An 18,197-nucleotide genomic window follows, 5' to 3' on the forward strand; every position below is an offset into this window, starting at 1 on the left:
ATGGAACAACCCAATCAAACCTATATAAACAGCTTATCTGGTGGAGACGAGATATTTAAGCAAAAACTTATAGAAGTTATTAAAAAAGAATTTCCAGAAGAGAAACAAATCTATTTTGAAAATTTTAATGCAAATAATTTTGCTCTAGCAGCAAATAATGTTCATAAACTTAAACATAAAATTAGTATTTTAGGGCTTGAAAAAAGTTACGATATAGCAGTTACTTATGAAAATAACTTATTAGAAGGTAGTACCAACAAAAAAGAAGAGTTTGAAACGATATTAAAAACTATATCCAACTATTTAGAGACGCTTTAATTTATTTTTTTTATGAATTGTATTGTTATTGATGATGAAGCTACAGCTAGAATGATTATTTCTCAATTGTGCTCAAATGTACCAACTCTAAATGTTTTAGATGAGTTTCCAAATGCAATGCAAGCCATCAAGTATCTAAACCAAAATGAAGTAGATTTAATTTTTCTAGATATACATATGCCAGATTTTACAGGTTTTGATTTTATTGAAACACTTAAAAATCCACCTAAAATTATTCTAACAACATCAGACCCTAACTTCGCTATACAAGCTTTCGAGTACGATTGTATTGTAGATTATCTTGTAAAACCAATTATTCAAGAACGCTTTAATAAAGCAATAGATAAAGCTGAAGCAAAGCAAAAATCACCTTCTTTAAAAGAAACTAATACAGAAAAAGTTGAAACTACTTCAGGTAACGACTTATATGTAAATATTGACAGGAGATTAATTAAAATAGATATTCCAAGTATATATCTAGTTGAAGCTAAAGGCGATTATATTCAAGTTAAAACAGAAACAAAAAACTATACAGTACACTCCACTTTAAAAAAAATTGCAGAAAAACTACCAGATAGTTTGTTTTTAAAAGTACACAGATCTTATATAATTAACACAAAAAAAATTATAGATATAGAAGATAATAGTGTACTTATTAAAAAAGATGTAATACCAGTAAGCCGCTCAAACAGACCAGAGTTAATGAAGCGTTTAAATCTACTTTAATAATTCTAGCATTTTTATAAAAGCTTAAATTATTTGTCTACACAAAATGTCCATCTACCGATAGTTTTAAACTAGCTAATCGAAAAAGAACTTTAGCACTTCTATTTAACAATAGTTTTGTCATCAAACAAACCAATTACGATGAAAAAATTAATGTTAATATCAGCCCTTATATGCAGTGTTTTAATGTCTTGCTCCGTAGAAGAACCTACAAATACATTAAATACATCAACAACTACTAAGCAGCTAGAATATAAATCTATAGACTACGAAATAATAGAAATAATAAATAATTACCGTGTATCTATTGGTTTAAATACTTTGGGTTTAATAAATAAAGTGTCAGAAGAAGCATTATCTCACAATGCTTATATGGTAAATCAAGGAAAACCAAGTCACGATTTTTTTTATTTACGATCTCAAAATCTAAAAAATAGCATCAACGCAATTAAAGTTTCAGAGAATGTTGGGTTTGGTTTTACAAATGCACAGTCCATTGTAAATGCTTGGCTAAATAGCGAAGAACATAAACAAAATATAATAAATCCAGAATTTACAAATTTTGGTATTTCTACAAAACAAGACGAAAACGGTAAAAATTATTTTACAAACATTTATGTAAAACTATAACCTTAAAAATCAATCATCTACAGTAAACTACCATTCGTCTACACATAAAAAGCAACAATCGAAAAACAAATTTTAAGGCTTATTTCTAAAGTAAATTTGTCTTATAACAAAGAATATAAACAAATCATGAATATAAAATTACCTACTATAACTAAAGCAGTACTAACCTTAATGGTAGTTTTGTTTAGTTTAAATAACCAAGCTCAAAACATTCCGTTTAATTGCGATTATAGTGCATATCTTTTTCAATATAACGATGTTTATGCAATAGACTTAGCATCTGGAAATTCATTTTTAGCAGCTACAGATATTACCTCTGGAAACATTAATGCAGCAGCTTACAATCCTGCAGATGGTTTTATTTGGGGTTATTTAAGTTCTCCATCGCAAACTATTGTTAGAATTGGTAAAGACTTTCAAACAACAACATTTACAATTCCAGAACTTACTACTGGAAATAAATACGTTGGAGATATAAGCGCTAATGGTATTTATTATTTTAAATCTGGCGGAACATCATATTTTAAAGTAGACTTAAACCCGAATTCACCAACATATACACAATATTTATCTACAGAAACACTATCTCAAAATATAAACATTCATGATTGGGCATTTAATGCTGTTGATGGTAATTTATATGCTGTAGAAAAAAACACTAATATTCTATACCGTATTAATCCTGTAACAAGTGTTGTAACGCCTTTAGGAGTAGTTCCAATTTTATCTGGTTTAGGTTACACTTATGGAGCGGTTTATTTTGATGCCGATGGTCGTTTTTACGTTTCGGCAAACCAAACGGGAACCATATATGTTATACAAAGCGTTCAAGATTTAGATGGCATAAATATTATGGATTCTAATTTATTTGCATTTGGGCCATCAAGTGCAAGTAATGATGGTGCACGTTGCCCAACAGCTCCAGTATTACAGGAAATTTGTGATAATGGTATAGATGATGATGGTGATGGTTTAATAGATTGTGAAGATCCTTCATGTTCTGGTTTTGGTACTTGTGCTATTATTGCTCCACCAACAACTGCTAACGATGGTGGTTTAGAAAGTAATGGAAGACTATCTGAAGCAATAAATAAACGTAACTTTTACCGTGCTAGAAACAGTTATAAGTTTAACCAAAGCACAGCAAAACGTGTAACACCACAAACTAATGTAACTCAAAGAAGCTCGTTTACAGGTTTTCAATTACAAGATTTTATCCCATTAACTACAATTAATGAAGATTATGCTATAGACTCAACACCACAAGATTTATTAAATATTACAAATGCAACAGAAGTTTACTCTGTAGATTATATGCAAAACAATGCTTCAATAGCTTCAATTTTAGCATTAAAAACAGAAAATGGAGTATATGAACACACAAAATACATTTGTGATAGGCTATTGGGAGCAGAATTAATCTCAGTTTCAACCATAGATATTAACAATAAATCTTTTATAAAATCTATAATTAAAAATGCCGATGGTAGCTTTGAATACGTGTTAAGTCTTTCAGCAAAAGTTGTAAATAATGATGCTAATTTTGAAATAGAAAGCCACTGGAATTTAGATTTATATGAAGATAATGTGACCTTTTATAATTTTCAAATCTGGTCAGACTCTATAGACGATTTATATAGTTTAGCTCAAGAAGTTTTAAATTTATTAGATAATGAAAAAACCATTTCTAGCTACCAAATTTCTTCGCCACCAACAGTATTTGTTAGAAAAGGTAAGTATATAAATGGCGCTTTAGATCTTCAAATAATAAATACAAATGCTACAAACGATGTTGCTTTTGATTCTGGCTTTAGAACAACAGAAACAGATAGTTTTAACTATGCCTCTACAAACATAAATTTAGAACAAAACTATATCACAGAACTATCTGTTGATACAGGAAATTTATTTGATATCGGTTTTAGAATTGGAGATGGAATTAATACTCCAGATGATTTGTTTATGTCTGATGGTCCTTGGGGAGTTGATGATGCTCAACCTAGCACTACTGTAAATAATTATCAAGTAACACAAAACACAACAAGTTTTGAGAATGAGGATTTTCCTATAGAAAGAAACGTTTTACTAAATGCAACAACAAGCACTTATTTTGCTGCTTATAGAGCTTTAACACCTCGATTTAAAGCAGTTGATTTATCAAATTTTAGTAGCTTAAAGTTTAATGCAAAAGGAAATGGAAATTTAGAAATTACTTTAGTTAAACAAAGTATTACAAACTGGAATGAGCAACATAAAGTTTCAGTATTATTAACAGATACTCTGCAAAATCATGCAATATCTTTCGAAGACTTTACTTCATCTTTAAATACACCTTTAGAACCTAACGATATCGTAACAATTGTATTTACAATGGTAAGTGAAGATGGAACAAGTCAAACTAAAGAAATGGATTTACAAGATGTACGTTTCTCTAGAGGAAGTACTTTAAATGTAGATGAATTTGAAATAAATGATAATACTATTATTGCATTCCCTAATCCAATGATAGATTCGTCTAACATAGTTTTTAATGCTACTTCTAATGATAAAGTACAACTTGTAATTTATAATCAACTAGGTAAAGAAGTTTACAATACAATTGTAAAAACAACAATAGGAAAAAACCAAATAAGTATAAATAAAAACAATTTAAGCGATGGTTTATATATATGTAAATTAATAAGTTCTAAAACACCTTACAATCCCTTAAAGTTACTAGTTAAGTAACATTTCATTTAGTGTTTTTTTTGATTGATTGATAAGTAGAAACTCAAGGACTAATAAATAGCAAATTATAGTTTCTACTAGAGGCAAAAGAGTAATCTTTTGCCTCTTTTTTGTTAATTAGAAACTGTTTTCTATGCAATAACATTATAAATTTACTGCAAACTTTTATTCTAATTATTTTTGACTGAAATTATGAATTATAGCAGTTATTATTAAATTAAATCTTGGTCCTGGCTAATAGTTTAGAACTATATTTTGTGAGTTTTTGAACAGAATAAAAGCATTTTTTATAAGTACATGTCTGGTTTTAGGCGAGTTATTTGAAGCATATCAACCGCTCTTATTTTGATTGATTGCGCTTCATTTGTTTTTAATACAGCCTAGCTTAGCTATAAGCCTCATATTCTATATAACAACGAAAATTTTATAATAAGTTATGTGTCAACTTGTTGTTTTGAAGGTCGATAGCGGCTTAAAAACATATAAAACTATAGGTTTGTAAAGTAAGATGATTAAGAATATGTAATTGCTATTTTCTAAAAACAGGCTTTTTAAATAATAACCATTTAAAGCGCACGCCTATTTCATTAAAAGTAAATCCAGCAGCAGTAGCTGAAGCTATATTACTTCGTGTAGCAAATAAGTTTGCTAAACATCTGTCGCTAAACTTATAGCCTAATTTACTTTGTACTCTGTATGTGCTTTGGCTACTATCATCTTCAATATATTGTAATCCTGTAGCAGCTGTTAACTCGTAAAACCATTCTTTTGGTTTAGTAATATTTTCATCTTTAATAATATTAGCAAATACTTCTGCAGCATTAAATTTTTCTGGAGAAAAGTAAATGGTTGGTACTTGATTTTTAAAGGTTATGTATTGATAGTTAATACCTGCTTTAAGTGATGGTTTAGGTAGAATATTATAGTATAAAGATGTAAATAATAAATTTCTAGCATTGTCATCACTTTGTTTGGTGTAGAAATATTGAGTAAACCAACCTAAGTTAAAATTAGTATTTAAGCTATAATTAGCATAAAAGTTATTTTGTACAATCTCACGATCTAATAATTCGGCATTAAAGCTTTGTAATTCGCGTTTGTAACCAATAGTTAAGTCTTGTAATTTAAAGGGTTTAATATTAAAAGACACATCTGTTAATAGTTGTGTATAATCGTTAGTAGTTGCTTTTGCAGAGGTGATACCTGCTGTGCCTTTAAAAGTTACATTAGGTAATAACTGGTAAGATAAACCTAAACTAAAATCATTTGATGTTGCATCATTATTAGTTACAGGATTTGTTGTGCTTCTGTAATTATAACTTGCTATAGCTTTAAGTTTTGTTGAAAACGGAAACTCTAAATTATTACTAAACGCATAAGCTTCGTTATCTCCATTATCAAAAGAGTATGAGGCTTTGCCTTCATAAAAAGGTGTAAACGTATTATCTAAATTTTTAATAAAGTTAGTGGCATCTTTCTGGTTGTCGTAAAATTTTAAAGTGTTTTCGGCAGATGTATAAGCTTCTTCATATTTACCTAATGCTTTCAATGCATTTGCATTACCTAAGTTTCCGTCAAACGAAGTGCTATCATTAACTAAAATTTGATTGTAATCTATTACGCTTTTTTTAAAGTCACTTTTATATATATTAAGAGTTGCTCTTAAAGCTAAAAGCCAATTTTCGTTTGACTTTGTTTCCTTTAAATTTTCAATAAGTGTGTTTGCAGTTTTATATTTTTTATTCCAAATTAAAGCCTGTGCATAACGTTCTGTAGTTTTTTGGGATAGTGTAGCATCTGTTGATGCTTCTAAACTGTTATAAGCTTGAGTACTTAATTGCAAGGCTTCTTTTTCTTTTCCTTTTAAGTGAGATACTAAAGCCAAACCGTTTAATGCAGTAATTTTATTTTCTGGCTTTGTCGCTAATAAATTATATGTAGTTTCTGCATCATCTAATCTATTTGCAATTAAATATAAGTTTGCTAAATTTAGTAAAGTGTCTCTGTCATTATTAAAAAGTACTAGGTTTTTTTTAAGTAAAGACTCTGCTTCATCGTATTTTTGCAATTGTTGTTTTTGATAGGCATAACCTAAATACATGTATTTTTTAGAGGTTAATGCATTTGGGTTGCCAGGTAAAACATCTAATGCTTTATCTACATATTTTAATGCGTTTTCATACTCTTTTAAATTAGATAATGTATTGGCATAGCTTAATAGTGCAGGAAAGCTATTAGGATCTTCTTCAACTAAGTTTTTAAAAAAGCGTTTAGCAGTATCAAATTGTTTTAGCCATAATAAAGATTCGCCATAATTTAATTTTACTTCAAAATCCTGTGAGTAATCATGAAGTAAATACATAAAAAGTTGGTTGGCTTTTTCAGGATTACCATTTAATCCTACAGCACGGCCATAACAAAGTCTTGCAGTTTTATTTTTAGGATACTCATTTAAAATAGTTTCAAAAAAAGTTTCAGCTTTAGCAAACTTTCCAGTTTCTAGATAAGTAAAGCCTTCTTGCATATCTTGAGTATAGCCAAAAACAGCAGTTAATAAAAAGGTAAGTAGGAGTATAGATTTGAATTTCATATTCTGATTTTAAATCATTTGCAAGTTAAGCAATCAAATCCATTCATTCATCTACAGCAATTGTCTACTCATCGAAATTCAACAGACTTTGAGAGGTTTACATCGCATCTTTGTATCAGAAATAACAACTAATATTATTAAAAAATTACTTATGGCACTAACTATTTTAAGACACCAAAACACCTTTACAGTAAAAGGAAAAATTAATGCAGCAACAGCTAGTAATTTTAAAACTCATTTTAATATGACTTTAAATTGTCTTAAAAATTTAACCATAGATATTAATAACGTAACAGAAATAGATGCAAGCGGTGTAGATGCTTTGAAATCTATTTATGAAAATTCTAAACGTTGGAATAAACCTTTTTCAATTGTAGGTATAGGTTGTAAAGATTTATACGAAGAGTTTTTAACAAATAATATAGTATAACAAAATAGAACACTAAAAAATAAATATTATGGCATTTACAATAACACAACAGGACAATACAGTTTATTTAGAAGGAAGTTTAAACACCTCTAGTCTTAAAAATTTTATAACACATTTTAGTTTTATTCTTAACTCTTATAAAAATGTGACTTTAAATATTGAAGATTTGAAAAATATAGATCCTGCAACAATGTTTGCTTTTAAAGAAATGTACAAAAATGCAATTTTAGATAATACTATGTTTTTTGTAGAAGGAGCTAGAAGCGAAGAGATTTATGAAGATTTTCAATTTATGAATATTGCCTAAACAAAAATTTAAACCCAATTTATCATGCAAGCTTTAACCTTTACATTGCCAAAGAGACTTTCTCCAGAACAATTATTTATGCTAAGCGTATTAGCTGTTAATGGAGGCAACTATTTATACAATATTATTTTAGGTCGTGTTTTAGGTCCGGCACAATTTGCAGATGCAGCAGTATTAATTACCTTTTTATTAGTGTTGTCTTTTGTGGCAATGACATTTCAATTAGTAACTGCAAAATTCTCAGTCGTTTTTGAAAACGAAACCTTCACAAACTTTATATATAAAATTTATAAACATGCAACTATTGTAGGCTTAGGTTTTGGAGCATTAATTATCGTGTTTGCAAAACAATTACAAGCTGTTTTTAATACGTCATCTTCTAGCATGTTTACCATTTTTGGAGTTGGAGTCCCATTATATTTTTTAATGAGTGTAAATAGAGGTGTGTTTCAAGGTAAAAAAGAATTCAAGTCTTTATCGATTACCTATCAAGCAGAAATGTTAAGTAGATTAATTATCACTTTAGGATTAATCTTCTTATTTAATATACAATCGTCTGTAGTAATTGCAGTAGGTATTTTAATATCATTTGCATTTGGTTTAGTGCCTTTTAAATTTAAGAACATCAACTTTAAAAATACCATTGCAATAGATAAAAGCCACTCAAAACAAGTCAAAAGCTTTTTTATTATTACTGCATTTTACGAGTTTACTCAAATTATCATAAACAATAGTGACATCTTATTAGTTAAGCATTATTTCGATTCTTATGATGCTGGATTATATGCATCTTTAGCCTTAATAGGTCGTATTGTTTACTTCATAGCTTGGATGTTTGTAATGCTATTGTTACCAACAGTAGTTCAACTTAAAAAAGAAGGAAAAGCAACTGCTCCAATATTATTTAAATACGTTGGTTATATAGCGGCAATTGCAACAGCAATAGTAATAGGTTGTGCTTTATTTCCAGAAACAGCCATAACATTATTATTTGGAGACAGCTATTTAGCAATGGCTCCATTATTATGGAAATACGCATTAGCAACTGGTTTGTTTGCCATATCAAACATATTTGCATACTACTACTTGTCTTTAGACAGATTTATTCCTGTAGTGATTTCTGGTGTTTTTGGTATGCTGCAAATGGGATTAGTAATATTCTTTCATGAAAGTTTAGAACAAGTAGTTCATATGCAAATAATTGCAATGGCATTACTACTTACAATACAGGTTAGTTTTTTTGTTTTCGATTCTAAATCGAAACAATAAAATTGAGTGTTTTTTAGTTTATTTTGGTTGAAGGCTGTGATATTTATCACAGCCTTTTTTATTTGTTAAGCCTATTGTTTTAATAGTTTAAAATAACTAAATCTACAGGTTTTTGCCATTCGTCTACAGTAAATGTTGTTCTATCTAAACTTACAGTTAAAACCTATTTAAAAGCTGCAAATTTGTATTGTAATTATGAAACAACAATTAATAGAACAAAAAAATATATTATGAAACTAGCAATCGTAACAGCATATCCACCAAGTAAAGTAACATTAAACGAGTATGCTTACCATTTAGTAAAGCACTTTAGACAAAAAGAAAGTATTACTGAAATAGTTTTACTAACAGACAAAACTGAAGGAGCAAAAGACATCACTTTTACAGAAGCTGGTTGCAAGATTACAGTAAAGGAATGTTGGGAGTTTAATAGTTACAAAAACATAATAAATGTAACTAAAGCTATTAGTCAAACACAACCAGATTCAGTATTATTTAATTTACAATTCATGAAATTTGGAGACAAAAAAGTAGCAGCAGCTTTAGGCTTAATGTTACCATTAGTTTGCAAATTAAAAAAGATACCAAACATTGTATTATTGCACAATATACTTGAAGAAGTAGATTTAGGATCTGCTGGATTTACAAGTAATAAATTCATGCAAAAGCTATATGGTTTTATAGGAACCAGCTTAACAAAATTAATTTTACAAGCAGATACAGTTGCAGTAACAATGCAAAAATATGTTGACATTTTAGAGAAAAAATACAAGGCTAAAAATGTGACTTTAATTCCTCACGGAACTTTTGAAATCTCTGAAGAAAAACCAGAATACAGCATTCCGCAAGGACCTTTACAAGTTATGACTTTTGGTAAGTTTGGAACTTACAAAAAAGTAGAAGGTATGATTGAAGCTGTTGAGAAAGTAAGAACAACAACAGGACTAGATTTAGAAGTTGTTATTGCTGGAACAGATAACCCAAATGTACCTGGTTATTTAGCAAAAGTACAAGAGGATTACAAGCATGTACCACAAGTACGTTTTACAGGTTATGTAGAAGAACATGAAGTACCAACTTTATTTAAAGAAAGTGCAGTAGTTGTGTTTCCTTATACATCTACAACAGGAAGTTCTGGAGTATTACACCAAGCAGGAAGTTATGGTAAAGCTGTAGTTATGCCAGATTTAGGTGATCTTGCTTTATTAGTTAAAGATGAAGGTTATAAAGGCGAGTTTTTCGAGCCAACTTCTGTAGATAGTTTAGCAACAGCAATTGAAGCAATTGTAACTAACGAAGCACATAGAATAGCTTTAGGAAAAGCTAATTACGAAGCTGCAACTGCTTACCCAATGGAGAAAATAACAAACATGTATTTAAATAACTTTAATAAGATTATTTCTAAAAATACACCTAAAAATAAAACCAAAGAAACAGTTATTCTACAACCTACAACTATAGAATAATAATACAAATCACTTCCTTTTTTGTCCCAAACAATTAGTTAGTAATATATTTAAACGATGCCTTTTTTGCCCCATTTTTATCAATAAAGCCAAAGTGTTTTTGAGTGTTTCTTCGCCAAGGACGACTACCTACAACGTCTTTAGGAACCTCAATAAAATCATATAAAGTCCAAGACATAAATTGCAAATTATTAGCTGCAATGAGTTCTTGGATTTTTTTGTGGTAATTAGCTTGATCGTCTTTAGAGCTACCAAAAGGTTTCCAAAATCCAGAGTAAGAGGACAATCCAAATTCTTGTAGTACAATAGGCTTGTTTGGTATATCTTTTTTCAAAGTTTTAATGGCTTCATTTAATTTATCTAAATCTTCATAATAATGAAAAGACACAATATCTACTTTGTCTTTTAAAATGGAAGCACTTTGTGTGTTAGACCAACCAATAGTTACAGGATGCACATGGTCTAACTCTTTCACCAAATCAATCATATTTTCTAGCCAAGCTATAACAGTTTCTTTTCCTCTAGATTCAAAATCTAGATTGGGTTCGTTTTTAATGTCCCAAGCAATTAATGCGTTGTGGTCTTTTACTGCTTCAACTATAGCTTCTGCGTGACGTTGATTTAAAGTCCAATTCATAACCGAATAATCACCAAAAAAATCGAAAAGTGTTAAGACTACCTTTAAATTTTGTGCTTCAGCAACATCTAAGGTTTTAATTAATTTTTCAAGCTTTTTTGGATTAACGTCTGCTTTTCCGAAGTCTTCATATTGCACAAACAATCTTACCGAATTTAATCCAGCATCTTTAATAATTTTAAAATCTTTTGCTATGGTGTCTGTAGAAAATTCATCGCCAAACATATTCCAAGGATTGGCTTGTGGATAGTAATTTATGCCTTTAATATTTAAGCTATCTGTTTCAATTTTTGAAATTTCTGGACTATAAATTTCAGTATCTTCTTTAACCAAATGCCTAATACGCCAAAAACCATCTTCTAGCAAAAACACCATTTTGTACGTTGAGGTTTCTGTTGTTTGTAAAACTAGTTTTTCAGCTTTAAAAACACGTTTGTATTCTACAACATCACGATCTGTAATTACTGCAAGTTGACCATCTTCACTAAAAAATTCTAAAGTTGGATTGTGTTTTAAAGTCGTAGCTTCAATTGTAATGTTTTGCGCTTTATTTAATTCAATAAAATCATATAAATTCTCTCTTGCACTATCTGTATAATAATCTTTAATTCCAGCAGTTTTATTGGTTTTGTAGGCAATTTGCTTTACATACCAAGCATCTAAATAATCGTTTTGTAACGCATTTAGATTTTCTTTATCCATTGCTCGACCTTCATTTTGTAAAGGTTGCCAAACCAGTTTTGGTAAATATTGTTCTACTTTTTGAATTTCGGTGTGCAGCATTGTACTTCTGTCTGCTCCTGTATTTAGATAGCTAAACAAAGCGCTAATACCAGAAATAATTAAGGCTACATTCATAATATATGAGGCTATTAATATGGTACGTAGTATGTTTTTATTAGTACTTACCATAGTTTTTTTGTTTTAATTTCTTTTTTTAATCCAGCAGTTTCAATACTAAAACTGTAGTCGTCATTTTTATAAATAGCAGGTTTTAAATTATAGTTTACATAACCTTTAAACGATGTTTTAATAATAGTGTCAATTAACTCATTATCCTTATAAATAGTAAGTTTTACATGCAATCCATCAGGAATCATTTGTTGCATAAAACTTTGTAAAGGACCAACAGTTATAGTTCTGTTGTTATTAGAAAAGGCAACTTCAAAATCTTCAATAACTTGTTTGTAGCTTAATACAATGTTGTTACTTTCTGCCATGCCATCTACATAGGCCTTAATACTCCAAGTATCTGCATAATCTGGATGAATCATTTTTGCTTGCGCAACACCTTCAATAGTTGTTCCTGTAGTTTTTAAAATAGTTTCATTTTTAGTAGTAATAAAAAACGTTACAAATGTTCCGTCGCTAACTACATTATTCTGCTTGTCTTTAATTACTGAAGTACTAAAAGTTGTTATTTGATTTCCATCGGAATACTCATGTGGTCGTTTAGCAGAAATTGTAAAATCTGTAGGAATTGCTGCTGCTACATTTATAGTGAATTCTTTAGAATTTGTACCTAAACTTTCCGATGATACTAACATGCGACCACTTTCTCTTTTAGAATTTATATTTCTGTATGCAATTAAGTTTTTGGTGAAAACAGCTTCTTTTTCTTCAGAATTTAAAAACTGAAACTTAGCATTTACCAATGTATTTGAAGGTACAGGATTATCTAAAGAATCTGTTGGAATAACAACCAACATGGTATAATCTGTTCCACCAGCTTCAATACTTGGTGGACCAATATAGGTTTCCATTGTAGCCACTTCAGCTTTTGGATTAATATTTAGTTTTCCAGAAAGCGTAGCCTTATCGTTTAGTAATTTCCAATTAACTACACCTATTTTTTTAGTAATGTTATTTGGAATTTTATAATGAAGTGAGTTGTTTTTTATTTCAGCTGAAACCAAAGTAGATCCATAACTATTAGAACAATACAATAAAGGTGTTTTTTGTTCTGATAATGTAAATTCTAAAATAATAGTATTACCAACTTTGTAGTCTGTTTGCGTTGTTATTAATACAGGATTAGTTGTTTTACTATTTTGCACAACAGCAAAAGATGATAATAAAACCAAACCTAAAACAAATATGTATGTTCTTTTAAACTGCATTAATTTGGGCTTCCTATGTATGTGTTAATTTCTATTTTAATGTAACTAAAATCTGGATGGTCAATTTTTTGTAATTGTGCATTGGTATGATTTTCAATTCTGTTTGGTACTATTTTACCAGAGATATCTTCGTTTGGCAAACCATTTACAAAAATGTTTTTCATGCTATCGTTAATGATTTTTACTTTGCCATCTTTTAAAATTTCATATGTAAAATCTTGTTTACGTTGTTGCCTAACACCTTCTTTTACAAATAAGTGGTCGACCCAAACCATGTTTTTATTGTCATCGTAATACGTGATAAGTAATTGCGGAATGGTAATTTCTTGGATGCCACTATTAAATAAGTTTCCGTTTATAGTTTTGTTTTTAATATTAACAGCACTCAACACTACATTCTTATATAAGTCAGATCCTGAAACATTTCCTGCTGCTTGTAAGTTAAATTTTGTTGGTTGTTCTTCAAACTCAACTGGAGTAAATTCATCTGGATTAAATGTATCTGGAATAGAATCTTGCGTTTTGGACCAAGCAATACCTTCAAAGTTAATTCGGAAACTACTAGATTCCTTTGGCATTAATTTATGCTTCATATGGTATTTAGCATTGTATGTGGCTAGCTGTTTATTATCATCGTTATAAAGTGTTCCTTTTAAAATAACATCTGCAGGAACATTGTCTATGTTTTGTACTTCACCAATAATAGCATAGCTACCATTATATTGTACCAATTTAGCCGAAACTACTTCTAAAACTGGCTGTTTTAAAATGTCCTCATGGTGTGTTTGCTCAGTAGTAATACGACGACGACCTTGATTAAAATACTTGGTTGCGTTGGCAGAATACAGTTGGTCTGGTGGTAAATCGTTATTTAAATCGTCTGGTTGTAAATACCATTTTCCTTTAATTTTTGATAAGGATTTATAATCAATTTTTTCAATTTTTTCTAAAGGTGTAATCCATTGTGTGGTCACTTTAGCAGATACTGTACTATCATTAAATTTAGTAATTTCTGTTTCAATAGCATCCATTTTTGCGTAGCTACTTAATAAACCATCTGTAACTGAAATTTCTAACATGTATTGCGCAATAGGAATATTATTATCAGGATCTATTAAGCTATGTGCTTTTTCAAATTCTTTAAAATCTAAAGCATCATAATACGCAATAATTGCATTTTCTGGACTGCGTTGCGAGTCGTTTTTAAGGTAGAATAAGTAAATACCATAACATACTACTATGGCTAAAATTAAAGACCAAATATGTGTAATGCGTAATACATTTCTGTTAAACTTAGTATACGTCGTTGGAAATTTTAAAAAGTCTGGAACAGGTTTAAAACGTGTTTTTAACATGTTTACCCAGAGCATTTGAATGTTTAAAATAAAGGCAATTAAAACGGTTAAAAAAGGCATAATTCCCCAATGTATTTTTAACCACTTAGCAACATCTTCTTTAGGTAAAATAGTAGCAACAGGTGGAATGTTTAATCGTTCCCAAACCATAATTCCGTTTTCTAATTGTCGTAAGCGTTGCCAACCACAGAAGTAGAGGATTGGGTCGTAAAACTTATCATTAGAAAAAATGTATTTAAGGTTATATTTTTCTGGTGTGGTTAAAAATTGCTGTAAAGACCCAATGCCTGCAACACCTTTAAATTTTGAGTTTTCTAATCGTTCAATTGGTCGTGTAGTTAATTCTGGTAATCGTCTTGCAGAATGGTAGTTTCCATCAACAGTCATGGCATTCGTTTGTGCACTCAACCAAGCCATTTGGTCTCCAAAACCAAGCGTTAAAAATCGCCATTTATCATGATCGTCTTGATTTAAGAAATTAACAATTGGCAACATTTTTATTTTTTGTGGTTGTGATGGTCTAAAGTAATTTAAACTCATAGTAAATACTACCATAAAGACAAATAAACCCGCTAAGATTCCACCAATAATGCGATGGTAAACAGCGCCAAATTTAGATTGAATTAATGCTTTTAAATCGCCTTGAACAAAGCGATAGGCAAATTCACCCATTAAAGGAATGGATAAAATAGAAGCCCAAAGTGTAAAACGATCTAAGGTTAAAATATTAAAAGCAGTTTCTCCTAACATTTTTAATGGTATTGGAGTTGTTCCTCCAGTTCCTAAAATGGTACAAATAGTAACCGATAATCCAAAAAACAAGTAACGTTTGCTATAATATCTGTAAAAAATATATGGCAATAATACAAGTAAAATTCCCCAAGGAATTAAAAAGAAAACTAATCCAGACGATGTAATTTCAAGAAAATTATCTCTAGAACCATGCGGAATAGGTACTTGTGTAATCGGGTTGGCTTTAGAGTTTAACCAATACGGAAAAATACAACCTATAATTAATACTAAAGATAACATCCCAAAGCTTACAATACGTTTAAAAAGCTTGAAAAAACTATTTAAAAATAGTTTGAAAGTGACCTCTTTCATGGTATTAACTTGCTCACGCGAAACATCCATAATTACCATACCAATTAAAGGGAATATAAAAAACACCATTCCAAAAATTGGTGTTACATGATGCGAAGTAACCGTTACAGCTATTAAGGATAATGAAGTTGCTAGATACCATTTCTTACCAGTTTTTAGCCATAAATAAATCTCTGGTAAAGCATGCATTAAAACCGAAACTCCAACAATACTTGGTAACTGACCAAATATATGAAGTGTTTCAACAAACGACGAACTAAATACAGCTAACACACAGGCATAACCTGCAACCGTTTTGTTAGCAGTCATCATTAACGAAAAACGATACGTACCAGTTACAAACAATATAATTGCAATAAGTGCAACGCTAAACATACCAAACTTTAAACCACCAATCATAGACAGCAATCCAATAGATTGATGTACTAAAGGCGGATAACTTTGTACTGTAAAACCAGTATACCACTCGTAGTTCCAAGGTTCAAACCAGCTATTTGCATAATGGTCTGCTAAAAACAAGTGAATTAAAGCATCATAAGTAGTTTCCAAAGTAAAAAATATGGAACTACCATGAAATGCCAATGCTAAAAGAATAGCAGTGATTAAAAATTTGTTTGAGGTTTCTTTCATTTAAAGCCTTAAGCTATAATGTTGTGGTAAAGATAAATAAATTAAATAGTCGCTCCATTTTTAATTATCTACAGCAATCTACCATTCGTCGACACTTAAATATAGGTTAAGCGAAATAACAATTTTAAGGCTGTCTTCTCCTGTAAATTTGTAGTATCAAAAAACAAATAAACACACTTATTATGAAAGTTTTAGCAATAGATGACCAACAGTTAGTATTACTTCCTTTACAAAAAAGATTAGCCGAATTAGGTTATGAAGTGAAAATTGAAACAGATGCCACTAAAGGGTTAGAATTATACGAATCTTTTAATCCAGATTTAGTGATTGTAGATATTAATATGCCAGGAATTTCTGGTTTGGAAGTCGTTAGACATATAAGAGTAACAAAAAAGGCTCAAACACCAATTATGGTTTTATCTGGAGATACAAAAGATGAAACAATTACCGAAGGTTTTGAATTAGGTATTAATGATTACATGAAAAAGCCATTAAGCTTAAACGAGATTAGCGCTCGTGTAAAACGTTTAATAGGTGCACCAGAAGTAAAAACTACAGTTGCAACAAGTAATGTAATGATTCAAGAGCGTTGTGTTGGTGTTGTAATCCCTTGTTATAATGAAGAAGAGCGTTTATTAAGCGAAGAGTTTTTAAGCTATATCGATAAAAATTCTGGTTACCATTTATGTTTTGTAAACGATGGAAGTAAGGATAATACTTTAAACGTTTTAAAAGACTTACAAAAAGGAAGAGAAGATTTTATTACAGTTTACGACTGTGAAAAAAATGGAGGAAAAGCCGAAGCTGTACGTTTAGGAATGTTACATATGGCTAAAAAAGAAGATTTAGATTACATAGGGTTTTTAGATGCAGATTTATCTACAGACTTAACAGATTTTGACGATTTAGTAAAGACAATTGAAACCTCAGATTTTAAAATTGTAAGTGGATCACGTATCTCTAGAATGGGAGCAAATATTACTAAGGAGTCTGCTAGAAAAGTTATTAGTATGACTATCAACTTCATTATAAGAAAAATTTTAAAAATGGACTTTAAAGACACACAATGTGGTGCAAAAATTTTCCATAAAGATGTAATAGATATCGCTTTCGGAAAAAAGTTTGTAACACAATGGATTTTTGATGTAGAAATTTTTAAAAGAATGAGTATCCATTTTGGATTAAAAGAAGCTAAAGCAATGCTTTGCGAGCAACCGTTAAAAAGATGGATTCATGCAGATGGCTCTAAATTATCTATGAAAGACTCTGTTAAAATAGTATTTCAATTAGGACAAATTGCTTGGGTTTATGGTGGTAATGAACAAAAAAACACAACGGATTTAAAAGAACTTAAAGTAGCTTAATTAATTTTAAAAGCCTCAAAAACAGATGAAAATTGGAATAATAATTATATTTCATAACAATGAAGATGATATCGATACTAAGTATTTTATAGATAAAATAAGCCAAACAAAACATTTGGAATTATGTTTTGTTAATAACGAAAGTAGAGATTCAACCTACCAACTTCTTGAAGAGATAAAATACCAATGTAGCAATGTTTCTATCGTAAATATTAAAAAATTTAAATCAGATGTATCTGCTGTTAGGGCTGGAGCTAGATATATGTTTAGTCAATATGATTTAGAAAATTGGGTTACGTTACAACCAATTTGTTAAAAACTAAAAAAGATGGTTTAAATGCTTTAATTGATGCCATCACAGAAAATCAAGAATTAATAGTAGAGTACAACTCTAAAGTTTTAAAAAGACACTTAATAAAACGCACTTTGTTTCAAAAGTTATTTTCTATTGTAGATTATTTAAAAAAATTAAAAGTAGATAATCAATTTATTCATTTACAGGTTGTTAATAAACTTTAATCTAA

General features: G+C 29.7%; 15 protein-coding genes. 11 read left to right on the plus strand and 4 right to left on the minus strand.

The window, feature by feature from the left end; all coding sequences use genetic code 11:
- The 4 genes from BM549_RS10565 (at position 1) to BM549_RS10580 (ending at position 4,401) form a co-directional block, all read left to right on the plus strand.
- Complete coding sequence (locus BM549_RS10565) at positions 1-318, plus strand: Hpt domain-containing protein (protein ID WP_290470239.1); 318 nt, start codon at positions 1-3, stop codon at positions 316-318.
- Between the two features lie 12 nt (positions 319-330).
- Positions 331-1,044, plus strand: a complete 714-nt coding sequence (locus BM549_RS10570) for a LytTR family DNA-binding domain-containing protein (protein WP_290470240.1) — start codon at positions 331-333, stop codon at positions 1,042-1,044.
- Between the two features lie 186 nt (positions 1,045-1,230).
- On the plus strand, positions 1,231-1,674 hold the full coding sequence (locus BM549_RS10575) for a CAP domain-containing protein (protein WP_290470241.1): 444 nt from the start codon (positions 1,231-1,233) through the stop codon (positions 1,672-1,674).
- A 126-nt stretch (positions 1,675-1,800) separates the two neighbouring features.
- Positions 1,801-4,401, plus strand: a complete 2,601-nt coding sequence (locus BM549_RS10580; RefSeq protein ID WP_290470242.1) for a T9SS type A sorting domain-containing protein — start codon at positions 1,801-1,803, stop codon at positions 4,399-4,401.
- 529 nt (positions 4,402-4,930) lie between these two features.
- On the opposite strand, the gene BM549_RS10585 is transcribed toward BM549_RS10580, so the two are convergent.
- Positions 4,931-6,991, minus strand: coding sequence for a tetratricopeptide repeat protein (locus BM549_RS10585; RefSeq protein WP_290470243.1), 2,061 nt, complete (start codon positions 6,989-6,991; stop codon positions 4,931-4,933).
- A gap of 151 nt (positions 6,992-7,142) precedes the next feature.
- On the opposite strand from BM549_RS10585, the gene BM549_RS10590 reads away from it, so the two are divergent.
- The 4 genes from BM549_RS10590 to BM549_RS10605 all read left to right on the plus strand — a co-directional run bounded on the left by BM549_RS10590 (position 7,143) and on the right by BM549_RS10605 (position 10,463).
- Positions 7,143-7,421 carry an STAS domain-containing protein gene (locus tag BM549_RS10590; protein WP_290470244.1) on the plus strand — a complete coding sequence of 93 codons (279 nt, stop codon included), beginning with the start codon at positions 7,143-7,145 and terminating at the stop codon, positions 7,419-7,421.
- Between the two features lie 28 nt (positions 7,422-7,449).
- Positions 7,450-7,728, plus strand: coding sequence for a hypothetical protein (locus BM549_RS10595; protein ID WP_290470245.1), 279 nt, complete (start codon positions 7,450-7,452; stop codon positions 7,726-7,728).
- Between the two features lie 24 nt (positions 7,729-7,752).
- Positions 7,753-8,997, plus strand: coding sequence for an oligosaccharide flippase family protein (locus tag BM549_RS10600; protein ID WP_290470246.1), 1,245 nt, complete (start codon positions 7,753-7,755; stop codon positions 8,995-8,997).
- Between the two features lie 230 nt (positions 8,998-9,227).
- The gene (locus BM549_RS10605) at positions 9,228-10,463 is read left to right on the plus strand and encodes a glycosyltransferase (RefSeq protein ID WP_290470247.1); all 1,236 of its coding nucleotides are present in this window, start codon (positions 9,228-9,230) and stop codon (positions 10,461-10,463) included.
- Between the two features lie 34 nt (positions 10,464-10,497).
- On the opposite strand, the gene BM549_RS10610 is transcribed toward BM549_RS10605, so the two are convergent.
- The 3 genes from BM549_RS10610 to BM549_RS10620 are packed head-to-tail and all read right to left on the minus strand — an operon-like array spanning position 10,498 to position 16,309.
- A complete protein-coding gene (locus tag BM549_RS10610; protein ID WP_290470248.1) occupies positions 10,498-12,012 on the minus strand; it encodes a glycoside hydrolase family 2 TIM barrel-domain containing protein in 1,515 nt (504 codons plus the stop codon).
- Positions 12,006-13,220, minus strand: coding sequence for a hypothetical protein (locus tag BM549_RS10615; protein WP_290470249.1), 1,215 nt, complete (start codon positions 13,218-13,220; stop codon positions 12,006-12,008). The genes BM549_RS10610 and BM549_RS10615 overlap by 7 nt, the downstream gene beginning before the upstream one ends.
- Positions 13,220-16,309, minus strand: coding sequence for a hypothetical protein (locus BM549_RS10620; protein WP_290470250.1), 3,090 nt, complete (start codon positions 16,307-16,309; stop codon positions 13,220-13,222). The genes BM549_RS10615 and BM549_RS10620 overlap by 1 nt, the downstream gene beginning before the upstream one ends.
- A 182-nt stretch (positions 16,310-16,491) precedes the next feature.
- Here BM549_RS10620 and BM549_RS10625 point away from each other — a divergent pair, with 182 nt between their 5' ends.
- The 3 genes from BM549_RS10625 to BM549_RS10635 are packed head-to-tail and all read left to right on the plus strand — an operon-like array spanning position 16,492 to position 18,192.
- The gene (locus BM549_RS10625; RefSeq protein WP_290470251.1) at positions 16,492-17,673 is read left to right on the plus strand and encodes a response regulator; all 1,182 of its coding nucleotides are present in this window, start codon (positions 16,492-16,494) and stop codon (positions 17,671-17,673) included.
- A gap of 25 nt (positions 17,674-17,698) precedes the next feature.
- Positions 17,699-17,989, plus strand: coding sequence for a glycosyltransferase (locus BM549_RS10630; RefSeq protein WP_290470252.1), 291 nt, complete (start codon positions 17,699-17,701; stop codon positions 17,987-17,989).
- A complete protein-coding gene (locus tag BM549_RS10635) occupies positions 17,983-18,192 on the plus strand; it encodes a hypothetical protein (RefSeq protein ID WP_290470253.1) in 210 nt (69 codons plus the stop codon). Before BM549_RS10630 ends, BM549_RS10635 begins: the two co-directional genes overlap by 7 nt.
- Positions 18,193-18,197: the final 5 nt, after the last annotated feature.

Origin of the sequence: Lacinutrix sp. MedPE-SW, from assembly GCF_001874145.1 — a bacterium.
Classification (GTDB): domain Bacteria; phylum Bacteroidota; class Bacteroidia; order Flavobacteriales; family Flavobacteriaceae; genus Lacinutrix.

Excerpts from the sequence above, each read along its gene's own strand:
- BM549_RS10610 (WP_290470248.1), bottom strand. The coding sequence starts at position 12,012 with ATGGTAAGTACTAATAAAAACATACTACGTACCATATTAATAGCCTCA.
- BM549_RS10620 (WP_290470250.1), bottom strand. The coding sequence starts at position 16,309 with ATGAAAGAAACCTCAAACAAATTTTTAATCACTGCTATTCTTTTAGCA.
- BM549_RS10565 (WP_290470239.1), top strand. The coding sequence starts at position 1 with ATGGAACAACCCAATCAAACCTATATAAACAGCTTATCTGGTGGAGAC.
- BM549_RS10630 (WP_290470252.1), top strand. The coding sequence starts at position 17,699 with ATGAAAATTGGAATAATAATTATATTTCATAACAATGAAGATGATATC.
- BM549_RS10590 (WP_290470244.1), top strand. The coding sequence starts at position 7,143 with ATGGCACTAACTATTTTAAGACACCAAAACACCTTTACAGTAAAAGGA.
- BM549_RS10595 (WP_290470245.1), top strand. The coding sequence starts at position 7,450 with ATGGCATTTACAATAACACAACAGGACAATACAGTTTATTTAGAAGGA.
- BM549_RS10580 (WP_290470242.1), top strand. The coding sequence starts at position 1,801 with ATGAATATAAAATTACCTACTATAACTAAAGCAGTACTAACCTTAATG.
- BM549_RS10575 (WP_290470241.1), top strand. The coding sequence starts at position 1,231 with ATGTCTTGCTCCGTAGAAGAACCTACAAATACATTAAATACATCAACA.
- BM549_RS10570 (WP_290470240.1), top strand. The coding sequence starts at position 331 with ATGAATTGTATTGTTATTGATGATGAAGCTACAGCTAGAATGATTATT.
- BM549_RS10625 (WP_290470251.1), top strand. The coding sequence starts at position 16,492 with ATGAAAGTTTTAGCAATAGATGACCAACAGTTAGTATTACTTCCTTTA.
- BM549_RS10585 (WP_290470243.1), bottom strand. The coding sequence starts at position 6,991 with ATGAAATTCAAATCTATACTCCTACTTACCTTTTTATTAACTGCTGTT.
- BM549_RS10615 (WP_290470249.1), bottom strand. The coding sequence starts at position 13,220 with ATGCAGTTTAAAAGAACATACATATTTGTTTTAGGTTTGGTTTTATTA.
- BM549_RS10600 (WP_290470246.1), top strand. The coding sequence starts at position 7,753 with ATGCAAGCTTTAACCTTTACATTGCCAAAGAGACTTTCTCCAGAACAA.
- BM549_RS10605 (WP_290470247.1), top strand. The coding sequence starts at position 9,228 with ATGAAACTAGCAATCGTAACAGCATATCCACCAAGTAAAGTAACATTA.